A 23,794-nucleotide genomic window follows, 5' to 3' on the forward strand; every position below is an offset into this window, starting at 1 on the left:
TTTATTATTCCGCCGTATTTATAGGAATACGTTAAAAATCAGTGCTGAGATTGCAATCAATCCCATGATGGTAACGAAAATATTACTTAAGGCACCACGGTATTTAGCCAATGCTTCAACTTTAGATACCGCGTACATAGGCATCACAAACAAGATCATAGCAATAACTGGTCCCGAAAATATTTCCATCATATTTAAAATACTTGGGTTCATTACTGACACAATCCAGATACTGATAAACAATATAAAAATAGTCAGCTTGTTAGTCGCTGAAGGCGTTATGTTTACTTGCTTACGTATCAAACCATTTAAGCCTTCACGAGCGCCTAAGAAATGCCCAAAAAATGAAGATGTAATAGCAATGAAAGCAATTAACGGACCTAAAGAAGCAATTAAAGCATTGTCTTTCACATTTGCAAGATACGATAAAACAGATATATTTTGTATTTTAGCTTCCAACAACTGCGCCGGTGTTAGGCTGAACACGCAGGAGAAAACAAAAAATACGACGAACGAAATAAGCATGATTGACGTACGTTTAAGGATCTGTTCTGATTTCTCCCCAGCTTGTTTACCATAATGGCGCTTTTGTGCCGTAGAAAAGCTAGAGATAGCTGCGGCATGACTAAACGCAAATACAGTAACAGGCACAGCTAACCATAATGTACGCGAGAACTCACCCATATCCGTCACCATTGATATGTCAGGCACTTGCCAATCTTGGATCATGTAAATTGACAGTCCAGCAAGAATAAGCACCAATGGATAAACGATGATCTCAAACGCTTTGAGTACTAACTTCTCTCCCCCCATCATCACACTCACCATGCCAGCAACCAATATACCGGATAACAACACACGTGAAGGAGATGCTAAACCAAGCTGATTTACGATAAAGCTATCGACTGTATTAGTTAACCCTACACCATAAATAAGTAAAATAGGATAAATAGATAAGAAATACAGAATAGAGATAATACGACCAGCATTGTGACCAAAATGTTCTTCAACAACATCGGTAAAATCGGCCTCGGGATTCTTCGATGAAAGAACAAATCGAGATAATCCCCTATGCGCTAAAAAAGTCATCGGGCCCGCGAGCAGTGCCATTATGATAAGCGGCCAGAATCCACCAGCACCTATATTGATAGGTAAAAACAATATGCCTGCCCCTACAGCAGTACCAAATAAACTAATTGTCCACTTGGTATCATGGGCACTCCAACTGCCAGTATCTGAATCAACTTTAGAATGAGAATAAGAACGAGATTGAGATTGAGATTGACTACTCTTAATATTTAACACGCATTAATCCTTGATATATCGAAAACAGTTTATTTACCCAAGCTATAACTAGAACACAGGTAACTCAACTGCTTAGACCTTGAAAATCAGTGTTATGGACAATACATAGGCTTCATATCGATGTAAAGTATTGTTAACCATAATACAACATAGGTCACACCAATTTTACACATTTATGGGTATAAGCACACATAGGGATATCCTATGAGCAAGTGGCCCGCTTTTAAACGTGCTTGTTGCTCACTGGTTTTATCATTCAATTCATCGTGTTCAATACCGCACCTGACATGGGTACCGAAAAATACCCTTCAAAAAAAGAAATGGGGTTAATGCTGCATAATTTGCATTGGTAATAGGTAGATTTTGCTCAACAATATTATTTGATTGCATATTCCGTTGCAGTTGATCTCGCGTAACTTCAGATGTTGAAATAAATAGCGTTCCTTCTATTATTTATGATGAGGCTATAATACCTACAGCGCCTAAATAAGGACCATGACACCAAAACGAGACAGTTACACTGCAATTATTTACTATCACCGCTAACAGCGCACTGTTAATATGTAGATTAAGGTGATGTGGTTGATGATATAGGTGAACACGATGGGACAAGAAAAAATTGAATACTGGCATAACCCTGTATTACCCAATATAGAACTAAGCTCAGCGAATGTTGAAAACTTTTCTTTCGAACCACACATTCATCTTGATTATCACATTGGTATCGTAACGAGTGGTTGCCAGCAATATCTGCATAAGGGTAAAGAATATCACCTTGCACCTGGTTTTCTATCTACGCTAAACCCAGACGAAGCACACAATGGCGAGAACATTACGCTTGGTGGTTATCAATCACATGTCATGGCATTACCAGTTAATTATGTTAACGAAATTAGCCGAGAAATGAATCAGGCAGAAACCTTTTTTAATGCGCCACTTATCAACAATCCGACGCTATCGCATGCCTTCTTACACTTACATAAGCTCTTAACCACAGAGCAAGATGCTTCTGTTCAGCTACAGATAGAAACAACTATGATGGCGTTCATCACAGAATTGTTTATCCACAATGGTGGGATCCCGACACAGCAGTACGTATCAATCAAGCAGCTATCAACGCGACAGCTAGATTATATTAAAACGCTATTCCACGATGAACCCGGACAGTCATTTCAGTTAGATGAGTTAGCACAGCAACTTAATTTAAGTAAATTTCAATTTCTACGTCAGTTTAAACAGTCGATGGGAATAACACCGCATGCATATTTAAAAAGAGTACGATTAGAGTATGCGAAAAAGGCGTTAATGAAAGGCGGTAACTTGTCTGATGTTGCTTATCAGGTTGGATTTTTCGATCAAAGCCATTTTAATAAAGCGTTCAAGAATGCCTACCTGATTACCCCATCCCACTTTCAACGTCGTGTACTTTAGTTATTTAAGACACAAACTGTGTTCTAACATCCTTGATGCATTAACAAGATTGTCCCATTGTTTCCTAAATACTAGAGAACCAGTATCGAACACTGGTTCTCTAGATAAATCACTGTAAATCAATCAAATCTAGATAGGACTAAATAACAATTTTAATGTCCACCGTGCTGAAAATAGAGTTTCTCTAACGAGGGTAAATTTTGTATCAAAAACTTGATATCATCATTTTTCATCGCAGCAAGTTTTTCAAGTCCCTTACTATGTAGGTTGTCAGGAATAAGACTTCTGACACTCGATCGACCGCCTGACTTAATCACTTTACGTAGTACAGACAGAACCTTCTCTGGGTCATCTTTATCGTCACCCTTTTTAAAAAGTAACTTGCCATCCACATACGTTCGTAGGACGGTTGGTGTATCCTTTGAAGATCTAGGATCACCTGAAAGAACAACTACATCACCAAATTTTCCGACTTCCAGAGAGCCTCGAGTATCTTCTTCGCCATATTGATAAGCCGCCGTAACAGTGTTGGCCATCAGCGCTTCATCCCAAGTCAATTTATGTTCAAAACCTAAGACATCAGGGTATATATCACATGACCCTTTTACTGTCACAGTGTTCGTATTACACATTTCTCGTTTTACCGCAGTTTCCATAATATGCATAGGGTCAATGGGAACAATCGGAGCATCACTGTGTAGAGTAAAACGTAAGTTTCTCTCTTTAGCCCAGCCTGTGGCACTAATGTTTTCAGCACGGCCATCTATATCATCACTATTACCAAGAAAAATCTCTTTATGGCGGAGCCCCCAATAATATACGTGCTCAGTAAAGAAGGATGCAATCATACCTAGATCCTTGAGTCGATCCATTTGTCCGGGCGTTGTAACTTGCGCATGTATTGCCACCAATCTTCTCGCTCTCACCTCTTCCTTACTAATAACACCAGTTGAAATAGCTGTTTCAATGGCCACTAAATATTGCTCCATAGCCGCATCACCATTTACATGGGCGTATATTTGCCAATTATTTTTCAACAGTTTTTGAACCAATTCATTCAATTCTTTAATCTGTGCTTCTCCCTTCCAATTTTTACAATGGTCCTTAGGGTCAGGACAGTCATTGTCTGTAATCGAATAATAAGGATCGGATAAATATCCGGTATAACCCTGTATCGAACCATCAAGAACTAGCTTTACGCCTCCAACCTTGAAGTAATCTGTCTCTTTCGGTAAAAAATTAGGGGAATCAAAGTCGCCTATCGCTTCGGCACTCTCTTGGTCAGGTAAGATAACGAGTCGTGGTGTTTTACTGATAGCTTGAATAATCTTTAACAACCTTCCCGAATACGCCGCCTTGGGTGTCAAACCATCCTGAGCAGTTGTCACACCGACGGATAAATAACGCTCTCCAACACTCAGAAGTCCGAGTAAGACTTGCTCCAGAGGTATATGCGACGCAACTTTAGTTAGGGCATAGGCGTGAGCCGCCTCCTTCAATACACCGTTTGGTTTATAACTACCACTCTCTATGTCCATGGATTGGCCTTTTACACCACAGCAAATACCATTATCACTATCATCAAGAATTCTCTCCGAGTGCTTATTTAAAATGAACCCTTTGCCGTCCACGCCATAAATACCCGCTTTTTCGAGCGCTTTAGTATTCGCGGAACCCATATGTGAAGAGGTGTGGGTTACATAAACCGCACGGTCAATCAAGTCAAGTTGCTTAGTGGTAGGATGTTCTCTATCTTTGAGCAAAGTATCATCATAGCCATTACCCATAATCCAATTTCGACTTGACCACCCTGTCCAGTCCTCAGACTTTTTATTTAGAGCACCAAGTAATGTGGATTGATCATCTAGTGCGCTAGGGTCATCGCCAATTCTCACTACATCACCCAGCGGTGGACTTTGCAAATCGGCAAAAGGGGCGTACAGCCCATGTATCAAAAAATGGCTATGCGAGTCAATGAAACCGGGAACAAGCGTTTTCCCTTCTAAATTAACTTTTTTATTTTTTGGAAGATATCGGCAATGTCTACCAAGACTTTTAACATCGCTCCCAACGCTAGCTATTTTACCTTTGATAATACACAATGCGCCTGTATTTTCATTCAGTAAGTCCCCGTCCGGTGATGTCTTCATAGTAATAATATTACCATTGTAAAATAACACATCTTTATTATGGAAAAAGGTATTACCACCAATACCAGCAAGGGTAATAGGTGAGATAAGCATCGTAGAAATAACGAGTGACAACGCACTTCGCCTAATCACTATGGTACTGAATTTAATCATAAAAATCCCTGTATGATTTATTGAACAGCCATCCTGGCTGAGCTAGAATAAATTAATACAATGAGTACAGACAAGGAGCAAGCAACAAGTTAAAAGCCTAATTTATTTACGCTACCACGAACAAAAACACAAATAAATTCGTGTGGTAGCTCACAGTATTCAACATTAATTAACAAACATAATTTTCCCAGTTACCTTGTAAATCATGACTGGATATTGAATCTAGAACAAAGAGAGAAGCCCTTCACGTAACGGCTTACAGCACAGACTGATTTAAGTACGTTTCTATTTCTGCTATGTGTTATTTAACTGCACGAGTACCGTTCTCACATTTTTCGTGTGTTCACAAATTTATTCCAACATAAGAAAGTGATCAATGAGATAAATATGACCGCTGAAGACAGCACAATATAACCAAAAAAGTATGTTGACCATTCTCTCTTAATATCAATCCAGCCTAGCCAATCATTAATTAACATGAGAGGTATAGTTAATAAGCCAAAAATAATAAAAGAATATTGAAGCATTAATTGTCGACGGTCTTCACGAGAGGGTTCATTTACACTGTCATTATTACATCCCTCGCAAATACTTGTGTTGGTCTCTAATTCCTCTTTGTCTAATTTACATCTTGTCGTATTAGTCATTACTGATATCCATTATTTTCCCTAATAGATGCCAACGATAATGAGATTCATTATCATTTAATACAATATTGATTGATTAACTTGATCATCATCACAAATAGACATAACTAATTTAGATGTATTAACAAGCTATTATTATGTTGATTAATCAAGACAGGTACCGACTCTGCAATTTTTTCCTATAATCCTCATTCTTCAACTAGCAAAATAGCGACAGAATTTACATTTAAGGATTTATCAATGAACATCGAATTGTTGTTATCACTCGCTATTATTCACGCTGTTGCCTTAGCTAGCCCAGGTCCTGATTTTGCTTTAGTTGTCAGACTTGCAAGTCAAGAATCAAGAAGTACTGCTATTGCCTCTGCGGTTGGTATTTCAATTGCTATTTTAATTCATACAATCTTAAGTTTAACTGGGGTCAGTCTGATTATTAAAAGCTCACAAACTCTGTATACCATTGTGCAAATGGTTGGCGCAGGTTATTTAGCATGGATGGGATTTAGTGCGGTAAAAGGATCACTGCAACATTGGAAAGCAAAAGTATCAGTGGATAATAGCTCATTTAAATTAAATCAATTAACGCCAAAACAAGGCTTCATGCAAGGGCTTTGGACTAACCTGTTAAACCCCAAAGCGATGGTGTTTTTTATTATTTTATTCTCAGCCATGATCACCCCTGATGTTAGCTTTCTCACTAAGCTATCAGCAACAGTCATCATGTTAGGATTATCCTTGATTTGGTTTATCCTTATCGCATTGATTTTATCAAAACCGATGATCCAGCAACGTGTACAAAAGGCAGCGCCAGCAATCAACTTGTTTACCGGGCTGCTGTTTATGGCTGTATCAAGTGCAATTATGTATAACTTGCTTGAAGGCGTTATGGTTCTTAGTGAAAGCGCTATTTAGATTGAAACTTAGCGCCTTGACCGTAACTTGGGCATACCGAGATATGCTCAAGGCTGCTAAATCATCAACCGAGTTCTTTAGTCATATATAAGCTGTACGGATCTTCACGATAATCAGCGAAAGGGGCACATTCATTAAAACCAAAATCTCGATATAATTTTTGAGCAGCTATAAACGAATCAGGTGTACCCGTTTCTAAGCTAACAGTAGTAATACCTTGATTTTTTGCTGTAGCCAAAATATGGGTTAATAATTTCCGAGCTACCCCTTGTCGAAGATAAGAGCGATCTGTGCGCATTGATTTTATCTCAACATGACCGGCTGCGATTACTTTCATCGCACCACAGCCAGCAAGATCACCATCAATCCACGCACTCCAAAAAGTCACTTCTGGCGCTTTTAACCCGGTTAAATCTAACGCGTGTACACTTTCAGCAGGGGTATGCTCTAGCATGTCTTCATGATGCGCTTGTAATAAAAGGGCTACTTCTTTACCTTTTAAATCATCTATACGAATTTCCATTTCGACTATCCTTTATAATTAGCTAACAACAAAGTAATAAGTAACTTAACATCAATAACTTAATTTAGTATACCTATGTTATCCAATTTAATTTTACTACGTATTTTGTCAGTAAAAAATGTAGCCGCGCTTAATGAATAATTCTCTGATAATGAATTCATAAAACCATGATAAAAACTGGTTTTAATACAGTGGACTTGTTTTAGAGGTGCTAGAGCTGAGAGTATATTATCAACCTCAAAGTGCTTCTCTTCACAAGGAAAAACTAATGTCACAAGGCTGCAAGGGATTACATCCAAGTGGTTTCGGATCTGACTCGGATAGAAGCCAATGCAATGTTTGATTAATGGATTTGAGTCTCGGTCAATAGCTTTCCATGCAGCAGATGCGCCAGCACTAAAACCTAGTAATACCACCTCATCTTCTGATAGTGCAATCGCTGATGCTACAGCTGAAATATACTGTTCATGACCGCATAGAGTCATGAAGGCATCATAAGCTGCTTGCTCATTAATGAATGTTTGCTTATGCCCATCGTAAGGATCAATTACCGTTACCCTTGTCAACTCGTTTGAGAGTGACACAGCAAGTGAGTCGATATCCGTTGTCTGGCCAAAAATATCTGTGATTATAATTATTTGCATGTGTTATCTGTCCATCAATAAAATACAGCCAACCAAACAGTTTCCACATCAGGGTCCGTCCACGCAACTTTATGTTTTTGATGCGCTGGAATATTCAGATAATCACCCGCCTTCAGCGTAACAGAAGGCTTATCATCAAAACCAATAATTGCACTACCTGCAATAACGATCACCCATTCACTCTGCTCTTGGTCATACCAACCGACATCAGGTGACGAGTGCCCTTTTGAGATAATTCGCTCAATTTTAACCTTGTCACTCGTGACCAAATCTTCAAATACTTCACTGCTAAGGTCTGCGGGTATCGAATCAAAAATATTATTCATTTTTACAATCCTTTTAAAATAGGTTTAAGCCAAATGCACTTTTCACCTGCCGTAATACATCATTAGATTCATCTTGAGAACGTTCTGTTCCTGCTTTCAAAATAGAAATAAGCTGCGAACGATCAGCGACAAACTCAGCTCGACGCTGTCGGATTGGTTTTAATAAATCCTGTAAGCATTCTTCCAAAATTGTCTTCACAGTGCCATCACCCAATCCACCAGCTGTATATTGTTCTTTTAAATTAGCAACGTACACCTGATCTTGATGGAATGCATCTAAATAAGTAAATACCACATTCCCTTCAACTTGTCCCGGATCGCTAACGCGTAAATGATTCGGATCGGTATACATGGCTTTAACCGCTTTGGAGATCTCCTTTTCACTCGAACTTAACATAATGGTGTTACCCATGGATTTAGACATTTTACTTTTACCATCGGCACTAGGCAAACGTGAAACTTTACTTAACAATGGCTTACACTCAACCAAAATCTCTTGTTGAGCAATGTTATTTAGCTTTCTGACGATTTCATTGGTCTGTTCGATCATTGGTAATTGATCTTCCCCCACTGGTATTAATGTGGCTTTAAATGCAGTGATGTCAGCGGCCTGACTTATCGGGTATGTTAAGAAACCAGCAGGAATAGAGCGGCCAAATAATTTACTGTTGATCTCATTTTTAACCGTCGGATTACGCTCCAAACGAGCAATAGACACTAAGTTTGAGTAATACATTGTGAGTTCAGCCAAGGCTGGAATGGCGGACTGTAAACAAATAGTGGTTTTTAATGGATCGATACCGACAGCAAGATAGTCCGCGACAACATTTAAAATATTCGACGAGACTTTTTGTGGATTATGACCATTATCAGTGAGGCCCTGCATGTCAGCAACTAAGATAGTTTGCTCATATTGATGCTGTAACTTTACACGCTGCTGCAATGAACCGACAAAGTGGCCGAGATGCAAAGAACCCGTTGCACGATCACCCGTGAGGATCTTTTCTCTAGTCGCGTTATTTTGACTTGAATTAGGTGTTTGGTCTAAGTCTAGTGATAGGTTATTTTCCATTGTATATCTCCAAAATAGATTACCGGAGACATACATACTTTATTCATCAGTTGCCATCCGGCGATCTGTGAACAAAAGTATTCAACACCGCTCTTATAAAAGAGAGTGCCACCAAGATGTTGTGATATGTGTAAAAATAGGTTTTAATTTCATGTATTAAAAGTATCAGCCTGCGAAAATTAGCGCAAGCGATATTTCAATCTACTTTCAACCTTAATTATTAATCTTAACTATCAATCTTAACTATCAATCTTAACTATCAATCTTAACTATCAAATTGGACTTGTTTACATGGATACTATTGTCTTTCTCGACCGCTCTACGATCCCAGAACACATTACGATCCCTAAACCTGATGTTGATTGCCAATGGCATGAGTATGCGACAACAACATCGGAGCAAGTGATTGAACGGCTGCAAAATGCAAGCATTGTCATTACTAATAAAGTCATTTTAAATACGCAGGTATTAAGTCAGTGCCCACAATTAAAAATGATTGCCGTAGCGGCGACTGGCACCAACAACATTGATTTAGATTATTGTCGTCAGCACAACATCACCGTCAGTAACATCCAAGGCTATGCCACCAACTCCGTACCTGAACATGTATTAGCCATGATGTTTGCACTAAAACGAAATCTTGTCGGTTACCATCAAGATATTCAAGCCGGTGTTTGGCAGCAGCAAAAACAATTCTGCTTCTTTAGCCATCCCATTTCCGATATAGCGGGCTCTACGATAGGTATTATTGGTAAAGGTAGTCTCGGTAATGCTGTTGCAGCGTTGGCCAAAGCAGTCGGCATGACGGTACTTTTTGCTGAGCGTAAAGGTGCGAATGAGTGTCGTGAAGGCTACAGCCCATTTGAATTCGTCTTACAACAAGCGGATGTACTGACACTGCATTGCCCACTTGCAGAGCAAACGCACAATATCATCGGCAGTGACGAATTTAAGCTAATGAAGAGTACGAGCGTTTTGATTAACGCGGGACGTGGTGGTCTGGTTGATGAGGAGGCGTTAGTGGAGGCATTATATAGTCAACAAATTGCTGGCGCAGGTGTTGATGTATTTACCCAAGAGCCTGCTGATACCAGTAACCCCTTAATCGCTAATGCACATCTGCCTAATCTTATATTAACGCCGCATGTCGCTTGGGGATCGGATTCTGCTATTCAGACATTATCCAACCAGCTTATTGCCAATATAAATGCTTTTATTGCAGGAACGCCACAAAACCAGTGTAGTTAGTCAGACAACCAATAACGGCAATCTTGCGCTTTCAAGAAGTCTTCAGCAGACTCACCTTGTAATAACGCAATGGTTGCCAGCATGCCCGCTTGCACACAGTTTTGGGCATAGACAGTCACTTGCGCAGGGCCACTAGTAATAGGATAGCCAGTCTTAGGGTTGAGGATATGACCATAACGTTGACCATCGACTTCAATATAGCGCTGACTATTACCACTACTTGCAAGGCCTCCTTGGACTAAGCTAACCATAAGCTTACTTTCACCAAGATGCTGTGGATCTTCAATCGCGACTTGCCAAGCTTCACCATTACTGCGTAATTGATTGGTATAAATATCCCCCCCAAAGTTAACCAAAAATGCGTTATCGGTTTGTTGCTGCAATAGCCGAGCAACTTTATCGACCGCGTATTCTTTACCAATACCACCCAGGTCGATTTGCATACCTTTTGGTAAACGTAATAACGGTGCGTGCCAACTTGCTTTTTGCCAACCTATGTTGGGTAGCAGCGCTTTAATACCTGCGTCACTGGGCAGTTGAGTTTGCTGTTTAAAGTGCCAGAGTTTACCCAATACACCAGAGCTGATATCAAATAAACCATCGCTGAGTTGAAAACATAAATCAGCTAAATTAATAAGCCGTGTCGTTTCTTCATCTACCGAGATAGTTTCATCAGCAGAGCTATTAAGGCGGGCAATAATATTGTCATCACGAAAACGACTGTATTTTAGTTCAATGCGCTTTGCTTCTGCATATGCTTGCGCAGTAAGGTTGTCCGCTTGAGCTTCATCGAGGTGATCTAATAAGATCTGACAAGGACTGGCCATGACGGTGAATTCACCGAGCCAATAACCTGCTTTTCGTTTTAAGGTAAAGGCTTTTTTTGAAGTATCGCCTTGCTGTAAAGCGCTGCCTTTGTTTAATAGATCGTCTTTTTTCAAACCTTATACCTGCTCATATAAACATTAAAAACGGTATTAAAAACGATAGAAGCTCTGCAGCATGATGGCGCTTTTATCTGGATAAATATCTAATCCCGCCATACCAGCTCCTTGCGCCAACGAATCATCACCCGATACCTGAGTAAGATAATATTCAAGCCGCACACTGAACTCATTACCCGCAATAGGTAAACCGTATTTAAGCCCGACAGTATAAGTTTGTAACTCACCCAAGCGATAATCAGCAGTCATATATTCCGGAGCTGGCTGGCCTTCATCAAGATAGACACGATAAAAATCGGCCGCTTGTTGGCAATAATAACGGAGATGTGGCTCAATAAAATGTTGGTTTGAAAGTTGAACTCGCCATTTACTGTCAATGGTATGTGAGGTTATTCCCCAGTCATCCCAAAAATAACGATAACTAACATCAAGCACTTGGCCAGATGGCTGTATATTGTATTTAGTACGCCAAAATAAACTTTGCTTAGTGCGCTGATCGGGGCGATTTTCATAAACATAATCATTCGCCCACCCATTACTGTCAACCACCGACAAGATTTTAAAGGGGTCAGTTTGATAACCATTCACATCACTAATCGAATAGTTTAATTGCATCAATGTTTGACGATCAATCACTTGCGTTAAACCAAATAGAAAATCAAGGGTTTGCTTGGTATCAGAGTCCGTTAAACGGTTGTTAGGATCATCAACCGAAACACCTGGATCTGGGATGCCGCCTTCTGGTTCAATAGTATCGTAGGCATAAGAAAAACCGAGAGATGCAGTGGTATTACGATTATTAAAATCACGCGCCAGCGCACTATTGATCGACAAGGCAAGGTAATCATATTCTTTAGACAGGTATGCTCCGCCAGAATACAACCAAAGGCGACTTAACTGCTGTTGGTATTGGGTACTCAGTGCAACACGCGTATCATGAAAAGTATCATCAATCGGTGTATCGCTTGCAGCCGTAATATAACTGCCATTACCTGACGGACGGGTAAATGTTTGCGCTTTATTTTGTGTAACCGCGCCATTAGGTGAAGCGCCAGTAAGTACATCAATAATGCCTTTAAAATTAATACTGCGCTCGTCATCGATTTTCTTAGTGAGAGAAAGTGCCCCCTCATAGGCTTGTACCTGACTATCACTCTCAGCATAAATTAACAGACCAGCATCAACATCCCAACTATCGAATTCTGACGGCTGAGCTGTCACTGGCTCAGCAAGTACACAGGTGGCCGCCGCGAGTGTTATCGAGATATTGGTAAAGGTTTTACCTTTGCTTTTTAGTTGCATCCACAGCCCCCACCAGCAAAATTACCGCCACCGCTAGAGCCTTCTTTACTAAAATAAGTGTGGTCGTCAAACCCTATTTCCATCGGGTTATCTGCAAGCTGCATTTCTGGTTTCGCTAACAAGTCTCGTTCCCAAGGTGTAACGCCGAGTGATGAACACGCAGTTAAACTCAATACACTAGCCAATAATAAAATCCGTCTCATAAGGCATCCCCACAACTAATTAACTCCAGTAACAGCTAGGTCTAAGGTAATAGCGACAAGATCTCAGTTTCGTATTTATCCAACTCCGCCAATCTAAAGCCGATATGCTTATACACAATTTCGCCCTTCTTATTAAGTATAAACGAATTAGGCAATCCCATTATTTCATACTGTTCAGCGACAACACCTTGCGGATCAAATGCGATAGTTAATTTGTTTGGATAACGTTGCAAAAATTTGGTCGCTAAAATAGATTCTTGATCCATATTAATCGCAATCACTACAAAGCCTTTTTCACCGTACTTTTCAACCATTTCTTCCATCCACGGAAATGAACGAATACAGGGCGTACACCAGGATGCCCAAAAATCAACTAATACTACCTTTCCGCGGTAGTCTTCAAGGTTCACTTGGGTATTATCGATACCAGGTAATACAAATGTCGGCGCTTGGCTAACCTTGTTCTCAGCAAAAATGGTCGTGGAAAAAAGTAAACTAGTAACAACAGATACGACAATAAAAAAAGAACGGATTCGATTATAGATACATGGATTCATAAGCTTAGATCCCAAGAAGATGAGTAAGTGTGCGGCTATAGTAATGAAGTTTGCAGAGGATTAGTGAAAAAAATGTCGAAAATGGGATATAAAAAAACGCTAACCGATGAAATCAATTAGCGCTCTCTTGAATGGATGGCGGAGGAGGAGAGATTTGAACTCTCGAGGAGCTATTAACCCCTGCTGGTTTTCAAGACCAGTGCATTCGGCCACTCTGCCACCCCTCCGCAGCAATGGAGCGAATATTAGAGCAAGCACTTGAAGTTGTAAAGCTTTATTCATCATAAGCACTTCGCTGCTTACTTTACGTTTAAATATCGTTCAAAAATAAACTTACAAGCACAATAGTGCTATTTATTGATCAAGAATACATCCCTCACCAATCCAATATTTTGGCGTGATAATTGTTGATCAAAATCAATGCAGCAACAATAAATTTCAAGCCTAATACACTATATGTTGTGTCACTTACTTAAATAACACCTACATATGGTGTCACACTATAATATACATTTTAAACTGAAGGAGTATTTTGTGGATTTATTTGTCATTAAGCGAGAGGGTTGTCGTGTACCTTTTAACATTCAATGCATACAAAACGCCATTTTCGCAGCGGCTAAATCAGTGCAACAAGAAAGTCGTCATTATGCGGCTGAAATGGCGAATAAGGTTCATCAAATACTGATCCAACAAGATGTATCCAGTGAACATGCAATCGAAATCCATACGATTCAAAACACCGTTGAAGATGTGTTGATGCAAGAAAGCAACAAACTCATTGCCCGCGCTTATATCGAGTATCGTCATCAGCGCGATATTGCCCGTGAAACGCAAAGCATTCTGACCAATGAGATCAAAGGGCTTATTGAACAAAGTAACGAATCACTGCTTAATGAAAATGCCAATAAAGATAGCAAAGTGATCCCTACTCAGCGCGATTTACTGGCGGGTATTGTCGCGAAACATTATGCCAAGCAGCATATCTTACCACGCGATATTGTCCATGCGCATGAGTCTGGTGATATTCATTATCATGATCTTGATTACGCCCCTTTTTTCCCAATGTTTAACTGTATGCTGATCGACCTTGATGGCATGTTAACGCATGGTTTTAAAATGGGTAACGCTGAGATTGAAACACCTAAATCCATTACTACGGCAACGGCAGTCACCGCACAGATAATTGCACAAGTGGCTAGCCATATTTATGGTGGCACCACAATAAACCGTATTGATGAGATCTTAGCGCCATATGTCACCGCAAGTTTTAATAAAAACACCTTATTAGCAGAAGAATGGGATATCCCGAATAAAGAGAAGTTTGCACGTTCACGCACAGAAAAAGAATGTTTCGATGCGTTCCAATCGTTGGAATATGAAGTTAATACCTTACACACTGCTAATGGCCAAACTCCCTTTGTTACCTTTGGTTTTGGTTTAGGGTCGACTTGGGAAGCACGTCTAATTCAGCAATCAATTCTTAAAAACCGTATTGCGGGTTTAGGTAAGAATCATAAAACCGCTGTTTTTCCAAAACTGGTCTTTGCGATCAAAGATGGTTTAAACTATAAATCCGCCGATGCAAACTACGATATTAAGCAGCTTGCGCTTGAATGTGCAAGTAAACGTATGTATCCAGATATTTTAAATTACGACCAAGTAGTAAAAGTTACGGGGTCATTTAAAACCCCTATGGGTTGCCGTAGTTTCTTAGGAAACTATGAAGAGCAAGGTGAATTAGTACATGAAGGCCGTAATAACTTAGGTGTTGTCAGTCTTAATTTACCGCGTATCGCCATTCAAGCAAACGGTGATGAATCGCGATTCTATCAATTACTCGACGAACGCTTAATCCTGTGTAAACGTGCGCTGGAAACTCGTATCTCTCGCCTTAAAGGTGTCAAAGCGCGTGTTGCGCCAATCTTGTACATGGAAGGTGCTTGTGGTGTTCGTCTGCAAGAAGATGATGACGTATTAGAAATTTTCAAACATGGTCGTGCATCTATTTCTCTAGGCTACATAGGTTTACACGAAGCAATCAATGCACTATTTGGCAATCAAACACACCCTTTTGATAGTAAAACATTGCAACAAAAAGCCATTGCCATGCTTACCTATATGAAAGCTATTACAGAGCTGTGGACTGCTGAAACTGGTTATGCATTTAGTTTATATGCAACACCGAGTGAAAATCTGTGTAGTCGCTTTGCTAAATTAGACAAAATCACCTTTGGTGATATCACGGATGTGACAGATAAGGGGTATTACACCAACAGCTTCCACTTAGATGTTGAGAAGCAAGTGAATCCATACGACAAAATTGATTTCGAGATGCCCTATCCCGCTATTAGTAGCGGTGGTTTTATCTGCTACGGTGAATACCCGAATATGCAGCACAACATTGAGGCATTAGAAAACGTTTGGGATTACAGCTATTCACGTGTTCCTTATTACGGTACTAATACACCTATTGATGAATGTTACGAGTGTGATTATACCGGTGAGTTTAATTGTACCAGTAAAGGGTTCACCTGCCCTAAATGCGGCAATAACGATATTGCAAAGGTATCCGTTACCCGTCGCGTATGTGGTTATTTAGGCAGTCCAGATGCGCGTCCTTTTAATGAAGGTAAACAGGAAGAAGTAAAACGCCGCGTTAAACATTTATAAATCATTCAATTTTTACAACACATTTATAAAAAACCATATTCAGATTAATTAACTAGCTAGCCAATTGCTATTGGCTAGCGTTTAAGGAGTAAAGATGCACTACTCTCAATATTTTGACCTTGATGTCATCAATGGCCCAGGTACAAGGGTCTCCTTATTTGTCAGTGGTTGTGAACACCAATGCAAAGGCTGCTATAACCAATCGACCTGGTCTCCACGCAATGGTTCCCCATTCGACCAAAAGATAGAAGACAAGATAATTAATGATTTGAATGATACACGAATACGCCGTCGAGGATTAAGCTTAAGCGGTGGTGATCCCCTCTATCCAGCAAACTTAAACGCTGTGTTAAAACTTGTAAAAAGGGTTAAAAGAGAATGTGTTGGGAAAGATATATGGCTATGGACTGGTTACACGATCGAGCAATTAACTGCACAACAAAAGGCCGTCGTTCATTATATTGATTACCTTATCGATGGTAAATTCGAACAACAACAAATCGATCCGGCATTAAAGTTTCGAGGTAGCCGAAATCAACGCATTATCGCGATCAGTAAAAGTGAGAAAATTGGTGAGTTTGAATACTCTATCGCCGAACCCCAAGATTAATTGACTATGATTAAATCAATGACGCCAAGATGACACCGCTATCAACACCAAAGTTGCTATTTTAAAATTATAAATTGTAAAAAGGTTAAATTCAGAATTTAATACTTTTGAGATAGATGTGAACTATGGAATAAATATTCTAATACTAAAGTCATACTAAACGATATTACTTAATTAGTAATATCTATTTAAAGGTCAAAACACCTTACCAAAATAAGTCATCTGAAATTAATTTTTTTTGACTTATATCACACCAAAATCATCAATAATGTAGGTTGTAAACTGTTAATTTTCATAAAATCTAACACAAAAGTATTAGTTCGAAGATTCGCCAATCTACCTATAAATTAATACAAAAGATGAAAATTACGGTAATGCATTAATAAACAACACTTTTCTTCACCTTTCGAAATTAGATTTACGCTAATACCCCACCACCAAATAATAGCTAGCAATAATATTTAGAATATACCATCCAAAATAAGCATTGTTTTTAATTTTACACGTCAATACTTGTCAATAACACGTAAGAAAGTAAACTTTTACGTTGTAAAAATGAATCAAAATTACGATTGAAAAAACAGAGCTTTTACACTAAACGTTAATATTTAGTTAACAGAACTTACCAACACGAAAACCTAACAATGCGTCATAAAATACTGACAAGCTGTTGTTAGAAAAGCTAAATATCCAGTTACGTTAAGGGGACATCATTGACATTTATTTTCAAATCGATGATATTACTACTACATAAGTGATACACGCTCATTGTTATAAAATCGAAAAGTCATTTTTATTTAACAAAAAGCAAACACAGTTTAATTGAGGATAATGGAATGAAATACTTAGTTACCGGTGGTACAGGATTTATTGGTCGATTCTTAATTGAACGTCTAGTAGAGAGAGAAGATGCGTTAGTTTATGTATTAACTCGCCAAGGCTCAGAACACAAGTTCAATGCATTAAAGGATCGAGTGCATAAAAGTGTTAAAAGTCGTATCAAAATGGTTACTGGTGATATCACTAAAGCGAATTTAGGGATTGATGAGCAATGGTTAGCAGAGCACACAGACCAAATTGATAATGTTTACCACCTTGCTGCAATCTACGACATGAAGGCCGATGCCGAATCACAAGAAACTGCAAATGTTGTAGGTACACGCAACGCTGTTGAAGCATCTGTTAATATTAAGGCAAAAAGCTTTCATCATGTAAGTTCTATTGCTGCAGCTGGTTTGTTCAACGGTACTTTCTACGAAGATATGTTTGAAGAAGCTGAAAATATGGATAATCCGTATCTTCGCACCAAACATGTTTCTGAAAAAGTAGTTCGTGATGAATGTTCAATTCCTTTCCGTATTTATCGTCCAGGTATGGTTGTTGGTCACTCTAAAACAGGTGAAATCGATAAAGTAGATGGTCCATACTATTTCTTCAAACTATTGAAAAAGATCCGTGAGACAATTCCAACATGGATGCCAATGATCGGGGTTGAAGGGCGTCGTCTGAACATTGTCCCTGTCGACTATGTTGCAGATGCAATTGACTACATTAGTCACAAGGAAGAAGTGCACAGTAACTGCTTCCACCTTGTAGATCCAAAACCATTTAAAGTGGGTGAAGTACTTAATATCTTCGCAACAGCGGGTAACGCACCAAAAACGGCATTCCGAATTGATTCTAGAATCGCTAATTTCTTACCGGCTTCAGTTCGTCAAGCAATCACCCATTTACCAGCAGTAAAACAGCTTACTGAAGGGGTATTAAATGACCTTGGTATTCCAAAAGACGTATTGAACTTCCTAAACTACCCTACAAGCTTCGATGACCGTGAAACAGCACGTGCTCTAGAAGGTTCTAATATCAAAGTGCCTCGCTTAGACGCATACGCACCTGCGGTATGGGATTATTGGGAACGTAACCTAAATGATGACCTAGTCAATGACATGACCCTGAAAGGTAATGTGAGTGGTAAAACAATTGTCATCACAGGTGCAAGTTCTGGTATTGGTGAGGCAACGGCATTAAAACTCGCACCAACAGGCGCTAAATTAATCCTTGTCGCACGTGATGTCACAAAACTAGAAGCAACACAGGCGCAAATCCAAGAACTTGGTGGTGAAGCACACATCTATTCATGTGATATTTCAAACATGGAATCATGTGATGAATTAGTTAAGTCAGTGCTTGCTGAACATAAATTTGTTGATGTATTAATCAATAACGCAGGTCGCTCAATCCGTCGTTCAATTGATTTATCATTTGACCGTTTCCACGATTACGAAAGAACGATGCAGTTAAACTACTTTGGCTCAATTCGTTTAATCATGGGCTTCTCGCCTAGCATGTTAGAACGTAAACAAGGGCATGTAATTAACATATCTTCAATTGGTGTGTTAACAAATGCGCCGCGTTTCTCTGCTTATGTTGCATCAAAAGCAGCACTTGATGCCTTTACGCGCTGTGCCGCATCAGAGTTCTCTGACCGTAACGTAAACATGACGACGATTAATATGCCGTTAGTACGTACACCTATGATTGGTCCAACAAAAGTATATGACAATGTACCAACACTTGCACCGTCAGAAGCGGCTGATTTAATTGCTCAAGCAATTATTCGTAAGCCTAAACGCATCGCAACGAAAGTCGGTATTATGTCTGAAGTACTTTACTCACTGTTCCCTAAAGTAAGTGAGATAATCATGAACACCGGCTACCGTATGTTTAATGATTCTGCTGCTGCGAAGGGCAAAGAAGAAGACAAAGATAAACCGACACAAGCAAGTACCGAGCAAGTTGCATTTGCAGCTATCATGCGCGGTGTGCATTGGTAATCGAACCTGTCATAAACAGACTCTAATAAGATAATGTAAAGGGACCACTATATACTAAAAGTGGTCCCTTTTTTGATCCTTGTTATCATGTTAATCTATTGTTTTCTTTAACAAGGATGTGTAAGAATGAAAAAATCATTGGGTTTCACACTCATCGAATTAATGATCACAATCGCTATCTTTGCCATACTCATTGGCATTGGCGTTCCCAGTTACCAAAACACCATACAACAAAGCCGTATAGACGACGCGACCACATTGATTAATAGCGCGCTTAGTTATGCTAAAAATACCGCAATTGCGCATAACCGTCCTTTGTATATGACAGCTGCAGATAATGTTCTTACCCTAGCAACGAGCACAGCTGAAATAGTTAATAGAACAACGATAGATGCCGGCAGTGATTCAAACTTATCTGTTACAGGTCTTACCTCTGTCATTATCTTTCGTGCTAACGGTACTATCACGGCAGATAATACGATTAGTTACAATCCCGGTGGTAAAGGTATTAATATTACGATCAGTGCTAATGGTGATACGACTGTTAATCCAATAACTGGTGATAGTCATTAATCTTGTATTAAATGAGTGTACTTAAAACAAAAAAGCGGCGTTAGATTTACATCTAACGCCGCTTTTAAATTTCATAAGCTAATGCATAACGCAATTAGTTATAGAATTTTTTATCTTCTTTTGCCATTGCTATAAGCGATTCACACGGTGCAAAACGCTCACCGTATTTATCTTGATGACGTTCTAGCTTGTCAACAAGCTCAGCAATACCGATTGAATCCATATAATTGAATGGACCGCCTAAGAAAGGAGGGAAACCGATACCGAAGATTGCACCTATGTCACCATCACGCGCACTACGTAGGATACCTTCATCAAGACAACGTGCCGCTTCGTTCAGCATTAATAATACTGCACGTTCTGCAAGTGCTTTCGGATCCATCGTAGCTTCAGGCTTCAGATTAAATAGCTTGTAGATTGATTCATCAACTTGCTTCTTACCTTTCTTCGCTTTCTTACCGTATAGGTAGAAGCCTTTCTCGTTCTTACGACCTTTTCGATCATCAGCCAGTAGCTTATCGAACGCTGCAGGTGCTTCAAAACGGCTACCCAGCTCTTTCGTTAAGATTGGACCAATCTTAGCACCAACATCGATACCAACTTCATCAAGAAGTGTTACAGGTCCAACTGGGAAACCAAAATCAACAAGTGCTTTATCAACAACTTCGATAGGCTCTTGTTCTAAGATGATACGTGCAGCTTCGTTCATGTAAGGTGCAAGAATACGGTTTACATAAAAACCAGCACCATCTTTAACAACGATAGGTGTTTTGCCTTGCTTACGCGCAAATTCAACCGTTGTTGAGATAGTTTGATCAGACGTACCTTCATGCGTAATGATCTCAGCAAGTGGCATTTTGTCCACAGGGCTGAAGTAATGCAGACCAATTACATTTTCAGGGCGCTTCGCTTCAGAAGCAATCTGAGTAATAGGCAAAGAAGATGTGTTTGATGCGAAAATAGTATTTTCGTTACAGTTAGCTTCAATATCCGCCACCATTTGGTGCTTCAATTTAAGATCTTCAAACACAGCTTCAACAACAATGTCAGCGCTCTTCACACCAGTGTACTCAGTTGTACCTGTGATCATAGCCAGTTGACTTTGCATGTCAGCTTTCGACATAAAGCGACGTTTAACTTTCTTGTTTAGAATGTCATACGTGTATTTTTGTGCGTTAAGCAGACCTTGTGGTGCAATATCTTTAATACGCACAGGCACTTTCGCTTTCGTTGCAGTAACGTTAGCGATACCGCCACCCATTAAGCCGCCACCAAGTACGATTGCTTTTTTCACTTTCTTCGGCGCAACGCCTTCAACACCATCTTCTTTCTTCATCTCTGTTGTCGCAAAGAAAATGCCACGCAGTGATGCTGATTCAGATGTCATTGCAAGCTCTGCAAAACGTTTTGCTTCAAGTTTTAAACCTGCTTCAAAACCTTTTTCTTGACCAACTTTAACCACTTCTAGAATTGCTTCTGGTGCAGGATAGTTACCACGGGTTTTAGAAAGCGTTTGTTTTTTAGCTTGATCGAACATGATGTTACGACCAATTTTGTTTGTTTCTAGTAGCTTGCTAGTTAGATCACGTTTAAGTTTACGTTGGATCTTACCTTTTTTCGCTAACTTAACAGCCACTTCAAGAAGTACTGTTTCAGGCACTACATCATCAACAAGCCCCATTTTAAGCGCTTGTTTACCACGTACTTGTTTACCTGTTAACATCAAATCAAGAGACTTAGCCACACCGATTAGACGTGGTAGACGCTGTGTACCACCACTACCAGGTAATAGACCTAGCATCACTTCAGGTACACCTAATACTGTCTTTGTACTTTCTGTACAAACACGAATATGACAAGCAAGAGCAAGTTCTAAACCACCACCCAAACAAGGGCCGTGAATAGCTGCAACAACAGGAATATTTAATGATTCCAGTTCACCCATAACACGGTGGCCTTCAAGTGATAACAGCTCTGCATCTGCAGCCGTTTCACACGCATCAATCATAGTCACGTCAGCACCAGCAACAAAGCTGTCTTTCTTGCCACTGATCAGTACTAGACCTTGTAGATCTGAATTTGATTTAATCTCTTTCATCAAATCAGAAATCTCATCAGCGAACTCTGCACGTAAAGTGTTCATCGTTTCGCCGGGTACGTCCATTGTTAGAACGCCAATCTTATCTTCACGGATCTCAAGTGAAAATGTTTTATCTTGCTGACTCATTACGCACTCTCCACAATCATTGCTACACCTAGACCACCAGCAGCACACGCCGCCGTTAACCCTAGACCACCACCACGACGTTTCAATTCATGCAATGTTTGCGTGATCATACGTGCGCCAGTCGCTGCAAATGGGTGACCATATGCAAGTGAACCACCCAGTACGTTGAACTTACTTTCATCAATATTAGCAACGCGCTCTGGACGACCTAATTTTTCCTGTGCAAACGTATCTGACTCTAGGCATTTTAGGTTTGCTAATGTCTGTGCGGCAAATGCTTCATGCATATCAAATAGCGCTAAGTCGTCAAATTTAATACCTGCACGGTCTAACGCTTCAGGTATCGCATATGATGGACCAATTAGACCATCAACATCAGCAGGCACTGCAGCATAAGCATAACTGCGAATATAACCGAGTACTTCTAGGCCAAGTTCTTTCGCGCGGCTTTCACTCATTAATAGTACCGCAGCAGCACCATCTGTTAGTGGCGTACTTGTTGCAGCAGTTACAGTACCGTGTTTACGGTCAAATGCAGGACGTAGTTTCGCGTAACCTTCAACTGTTGAATTTTTACGAATGTTGTTATCTTCAGAAATAAATGACTTCATCGGCTCAGGATAAGCCGTCATAACTTCATCTTTTAACTTACCTTCTTCCCAAGCTTTAGCAGCGAGAGAGTGAGAACGATGAGCAAGTTCATCCTGCGCTTGACGCGAGATGTTATAAGACTTAGCCATTTGTTCTGCTGTCTGACCCATAGTCAAACCCGTACTGTACTCTGCAACCGCAGGTGCGACAGGCAGTAAATCTTTCAAGCTTAGTTGACGCGCAATTTTTAATTTATCGCTAGTCGTTTTTGCTTTGCTTAAGTTAATTAACTGATGAGCAAGCTTTTTAGATACGCCAATTGGCACTACTGAAGATGAATCAGCACCACCAGCAACACCACAATCAATCGAACCAGCCATGATAGACTCGGTAACATTTGAAATAGCTTGGAAACTTGTCGCACATGCACGTGATACACTGTATGCATCGGTGCCGATGTCCATGCCAGTGCCTAATACGATTTCACGCGCAATGTTTGGCGCTTCAGGCATTTGAACAACTTGTCCAAATACAACTTGCTGAACAATTTTAGGGTCAATGTCGTTACGAGTAAGCATCTCATTAACAACCATTTTGCCTAAATCTAATGCTGGAACCCCATGAAACGCTGTTGCTTGTTTAGCAAACGGGGTACGTAATCCAGTGACCACCGCGATACGATCGCCGTTGCGGGTGGTTAGGCTTTGTGGTTTAGCCATCACTTATCCTCATTCCGTTAAGTAAAAAGAGGTCAGACCTCATAAAATTAAGTCAATATTAACCTTTTGGTCACAATATTCAAACATTAGTTTGAAAATTGAGTCTTTCATCTTAGATATGTGATCCAAAAGAAAATATTGTGTGAAAAAATA

19 protein-coding genes and 1 tRNA gene are annotated in these 23,794 nt (G+C 39.8%); 7 read left to right on the top strand and 13 right to left on the bottom strand.

Going from position 1 to position 23,794, the window contains the following annotated elements; translation table 11 throughout:
• Positions 1–18: 18 nt before the first annotated feature.
• Positions 19–1,305: an HAAAP family serine/threonine permease gene (locus HWV01_RS15230; RefSeq protein ID WP_211672350.1), complete on the bottom strand. Its 1,287-nt coding sequence runs from the start codon at positions 1,303–1,305 to the stop codon at positions 19–21.
• 603 nt (positions 1,306–1,908) lie between these two features.
• On the opposite strand from HWV01_RS15230, the gene HWV01_RS15235 reads away from it, so the two are divergent.
• Positions 1,909–2,736: an AraC family transcriptional regulator gene (locus tag HWV01_RS15235; protein ID WP_211672351.1), complete on the top strand. Its 828-nt coding sequence runs from the start codon at positions 1,909–1,911 to the stop codon at positions 2,734–2,736.
• A 152-nt stretch (positions 2,737–2,888) separates the two neighbouring features.
• Here HWV01_RS15235 and HWV01_RS15240 read toward each other — a convergent pair whose 3' ends face one another.
• Positions 2,889–5,039 (bottom strand): amidohydrolase, encoded by a 2,151-nt coding sequence (locus HWV01_RS15240; RefSeq protein WP_211672352.1) that lies wholly within the window; start codon positions 5,037–5,039, stop codon positions 2,889–2,891.
• Positions 5,040–5,926: 887 nt separating this feature from the next.
• On the opposite strand from HWV01_RS15240, the gene HWV01_RS15245 reads away from it, so the two are divergent.
• Positions 5,927–6,598 carry a LysE family translocator gene (locus HWV01_RS15245; RefSeq protein WP_211672353.1) on the top strand — a complete coding sequence of 224 codons (672 nt, stop codon included), beginning with the start codon at positions 5,927–5,929 and terminating at the stop codon, positions 6,596–6,598.
• 64 nt (positions 6,599–6,662) lie between these two features.
• Here the strand turns inward: HWV01_RS15245 and HWV01_RS15250 are convergent, their stop codons facing one another.
• From HWV01_RS15250 to trpS, 4 genes are read right to left on the bottom strand one after another with little or no spacing between them, the layout of a single operon-like run.
• Positions 6,663–7,121: a GNAT family N-acetyltransferase gene (locus tag HWV01_RS15250; RefSeq protein WP_211672354.1), complete on the bottom strand. Its 459-nt coding sequence runs from the start codon at positions 7,119–7,121 to the stop codon at positions 6,663–6,665.
• Between the two features lie 59 nt (positions 7,122–7,180).
• The gene (locus tag HWV01_RS15255; RefSeq protein WP_211672355.1) at positions 7,181–7,765 is read right to left on the bottom strand and encodes a dienelactone hydrolase family protein; all 585 of its coding nucleotides are present in this window, start codon (positions 7,763–7,765) and stop codon (positions 7,181–7,183) included.
• 14 nt (positions 7,766–7,779) lie between these two features.
• Entirely contained in the window at positions 7,780–8,091 is a 312-nt protein-coding gene (locus tag HWV01_RS15260) for a cupin domain-containing protein (protein ID WP_211672356.1), read from the bottom strand.
• A gap of 13 nt (positions 8,092–8,104) precedes the next feature.
• Positions 8,105–9,163, bottom strand: coding sequence for a tryptophan--tRNA ligase (gene trpS, locus HWV01_RS15265; protein WP_211672357.1), 1,059 nt, complete (start codon positions 9,161–9,163; stop codon positions 8,105–8,107).
• Between the two features lie 291 nt (positions 9,164–9,454).
• Here trpS and HWV01_RS15270 point away from each other — a divergent pair, with 291 nt between their 5' ends.
• Positions 9,455–10,411, top strand: a complete 957-nt coding sequence (locus HWV01_RS15270) for a D-2-hydroxyacid dehydrogenase (protein WP_211672358.1) — start codon at positions 9,455–9,457, stop codon at positions 10,409–10,411.
• Here HWV01_RS15270 and HWV01_RS15275 read toward each other — a convergent pair.
• The 5 genes from HWV01_RS15275 to HWV01_RS15295 form a co-directional block, all read right to left on the bottom strand.
• Entirely contained in the window at positions 10,408–11,352 is a 945-nt protein-coding gene (locus tag HWV01_RS15275) for an FAD:protein FMN transferase (RefSeq protein WP_249185340.1), read from the bottom strand. The genes HWV01_RS15270 and HWV01_RS15275 overlap by 4 nt on opposite strands.
• Positions 11,353–11,388: 36 nt before the next feature.
• Positions 11,389–12,657 (bottom strand): DUF3570 domain-containing protein, encoded by a 1,269-nt coding sequence (locus HWV01_RS15280; protein ID WP_211672359.1) that lies wholly within the window; start codon positions 12,655–12,657, stop codon positions 11,389–11,391.
• On the bottom strand, positions 12,648–12,860 hold the full coding sequence (locus tag HWV01_RS15285; protein WP_067044798.1) for a DUF4266 domain-containing protein: 213 nt from the start codon (positions 12,858–12,860) through the stop codon (positions 12,648–12,650). The genes HWV01_RS15280 and HWV01_RS15285 overlap by 10 nt, the downstream gene beginning before the upstream one ends.
• Positions 12,861–12,901: 41 nt before the next feature.
• Positions 12,902–13,417 (bottom strand): TlpA disulfide reductase family protein, encoded by a 516-nt coding sequence (locus HWV01_RS15290; protein ID WP_211672360.1) that lies wholly within the window; start codon positions 13,415–13,417, stop codon positions 12,902–12,904.
• A gap of 136 nt (positions 13,418–13,553) precedes the next feature.
• Positions 13,554–13,644: transfer RNA gene (locus tag HWV01_RS15295), tRNA-Ser, on the bottom strand.
• A 262-nt stretch (positions 13,645–13,906) separates the two neighbouring features.
• Here HWV01_RS15295 and nrdD point away from each other — a divergent pair.
• From nrdD to HWV01_RS15315, 4 genes are all read left to right on the top strand, one after another.
• Positions 13,907–16,087 carry an anaerobic ribonucleoside-triphosphate reductase gene (gene nrdD, locus HWV01_RS15300; RefSeq protein WP_211672361.1) on the top strand — a complete coding sequence of 727 codons (2,181 nt, stop codon included), beginning with the start codon at positions 13,907–13,909 and terminating at the stop codon, positions 16,085–16,087.
• Between the two features lie 94 nt (positions 16,088–16,181).
• Entirely contained in the window at positions 16,182–16,697 is a 516-nt protein-coding gene (nrdG, locus tag HWV01_RS15305; protein ID WP_211672362.1) for an anaerobic ribonucleoside-triphosphate reductase-activating protein, read from the top strand.
• 836 nt (positions 16,698–17,533) lie between these two features.
• Positions 17,534–19,531, top strand: coding sequence for an SDR family oxidoreductase (locus HWV01_RS15310; RefSeq protein ID WP_211672363.1), 1,998 nt, complete (start codon positions 17,534–17,536; stop codon positions 19,529–19,531).
• A 126-nt stretch (positions 19,532–19,657) separates the two neighbouring features.
• Positions 19,658–20,104: a GspH/FimT family pseudopilin gene (locus tag HWV01_RS15315; protein ID WP_211672364.1), complete on the top strand. Its 447-nt coding sequence runs from the start codon at positions 19,658–19,660 to the stop codon at positions 20,102–20,104.
• Between the two features lie 94 nt (positions 20,105–20,198).
• Here the strand turns inward: HWV01_RS15315 and fadJ are convergent, their stop codons facing one another.
• Together fadJ and fadI are read right to left on the bottom strand one after the other, a co-directional pair.
• Entirely contained in the window at positions 20,199–22,331 is a 2,133-nt protein-coding gene (gene fadJ, locus HWV01_RS15320; protein WP_211672365.1) for a fatty acid oxidation complex subunit alpha FadJ, read from the bottom strand.
• Positions 22,331–23,641 carry an acetyl-CoA C-acyltransferase FadI gene (fadI, locus tag HWV01_RS15325; protein WP_211672366.1) on the bottom strand — a complete coding sequence of 437 codons (1,311 nt, stop codon included), beginning with the start codon at positions 23,639–23,641 and terminating at the stop codon, positions 22,331–22,333. Before fadI ends, fadJ begins: the two co-directional genes overlap by 1 nt.
• Positions 23,642–23,794: the final 153 nt, after the last annotated feature.

Origin of the sequence: Moritella sp. 5 (genome assembly GCF_018219455.1) — a bacterium.
GTDB lineage: Bacteria > Pseudomonadota > Gammaproteobacteria > Enterobacterales > Moritellaceae > Moritella.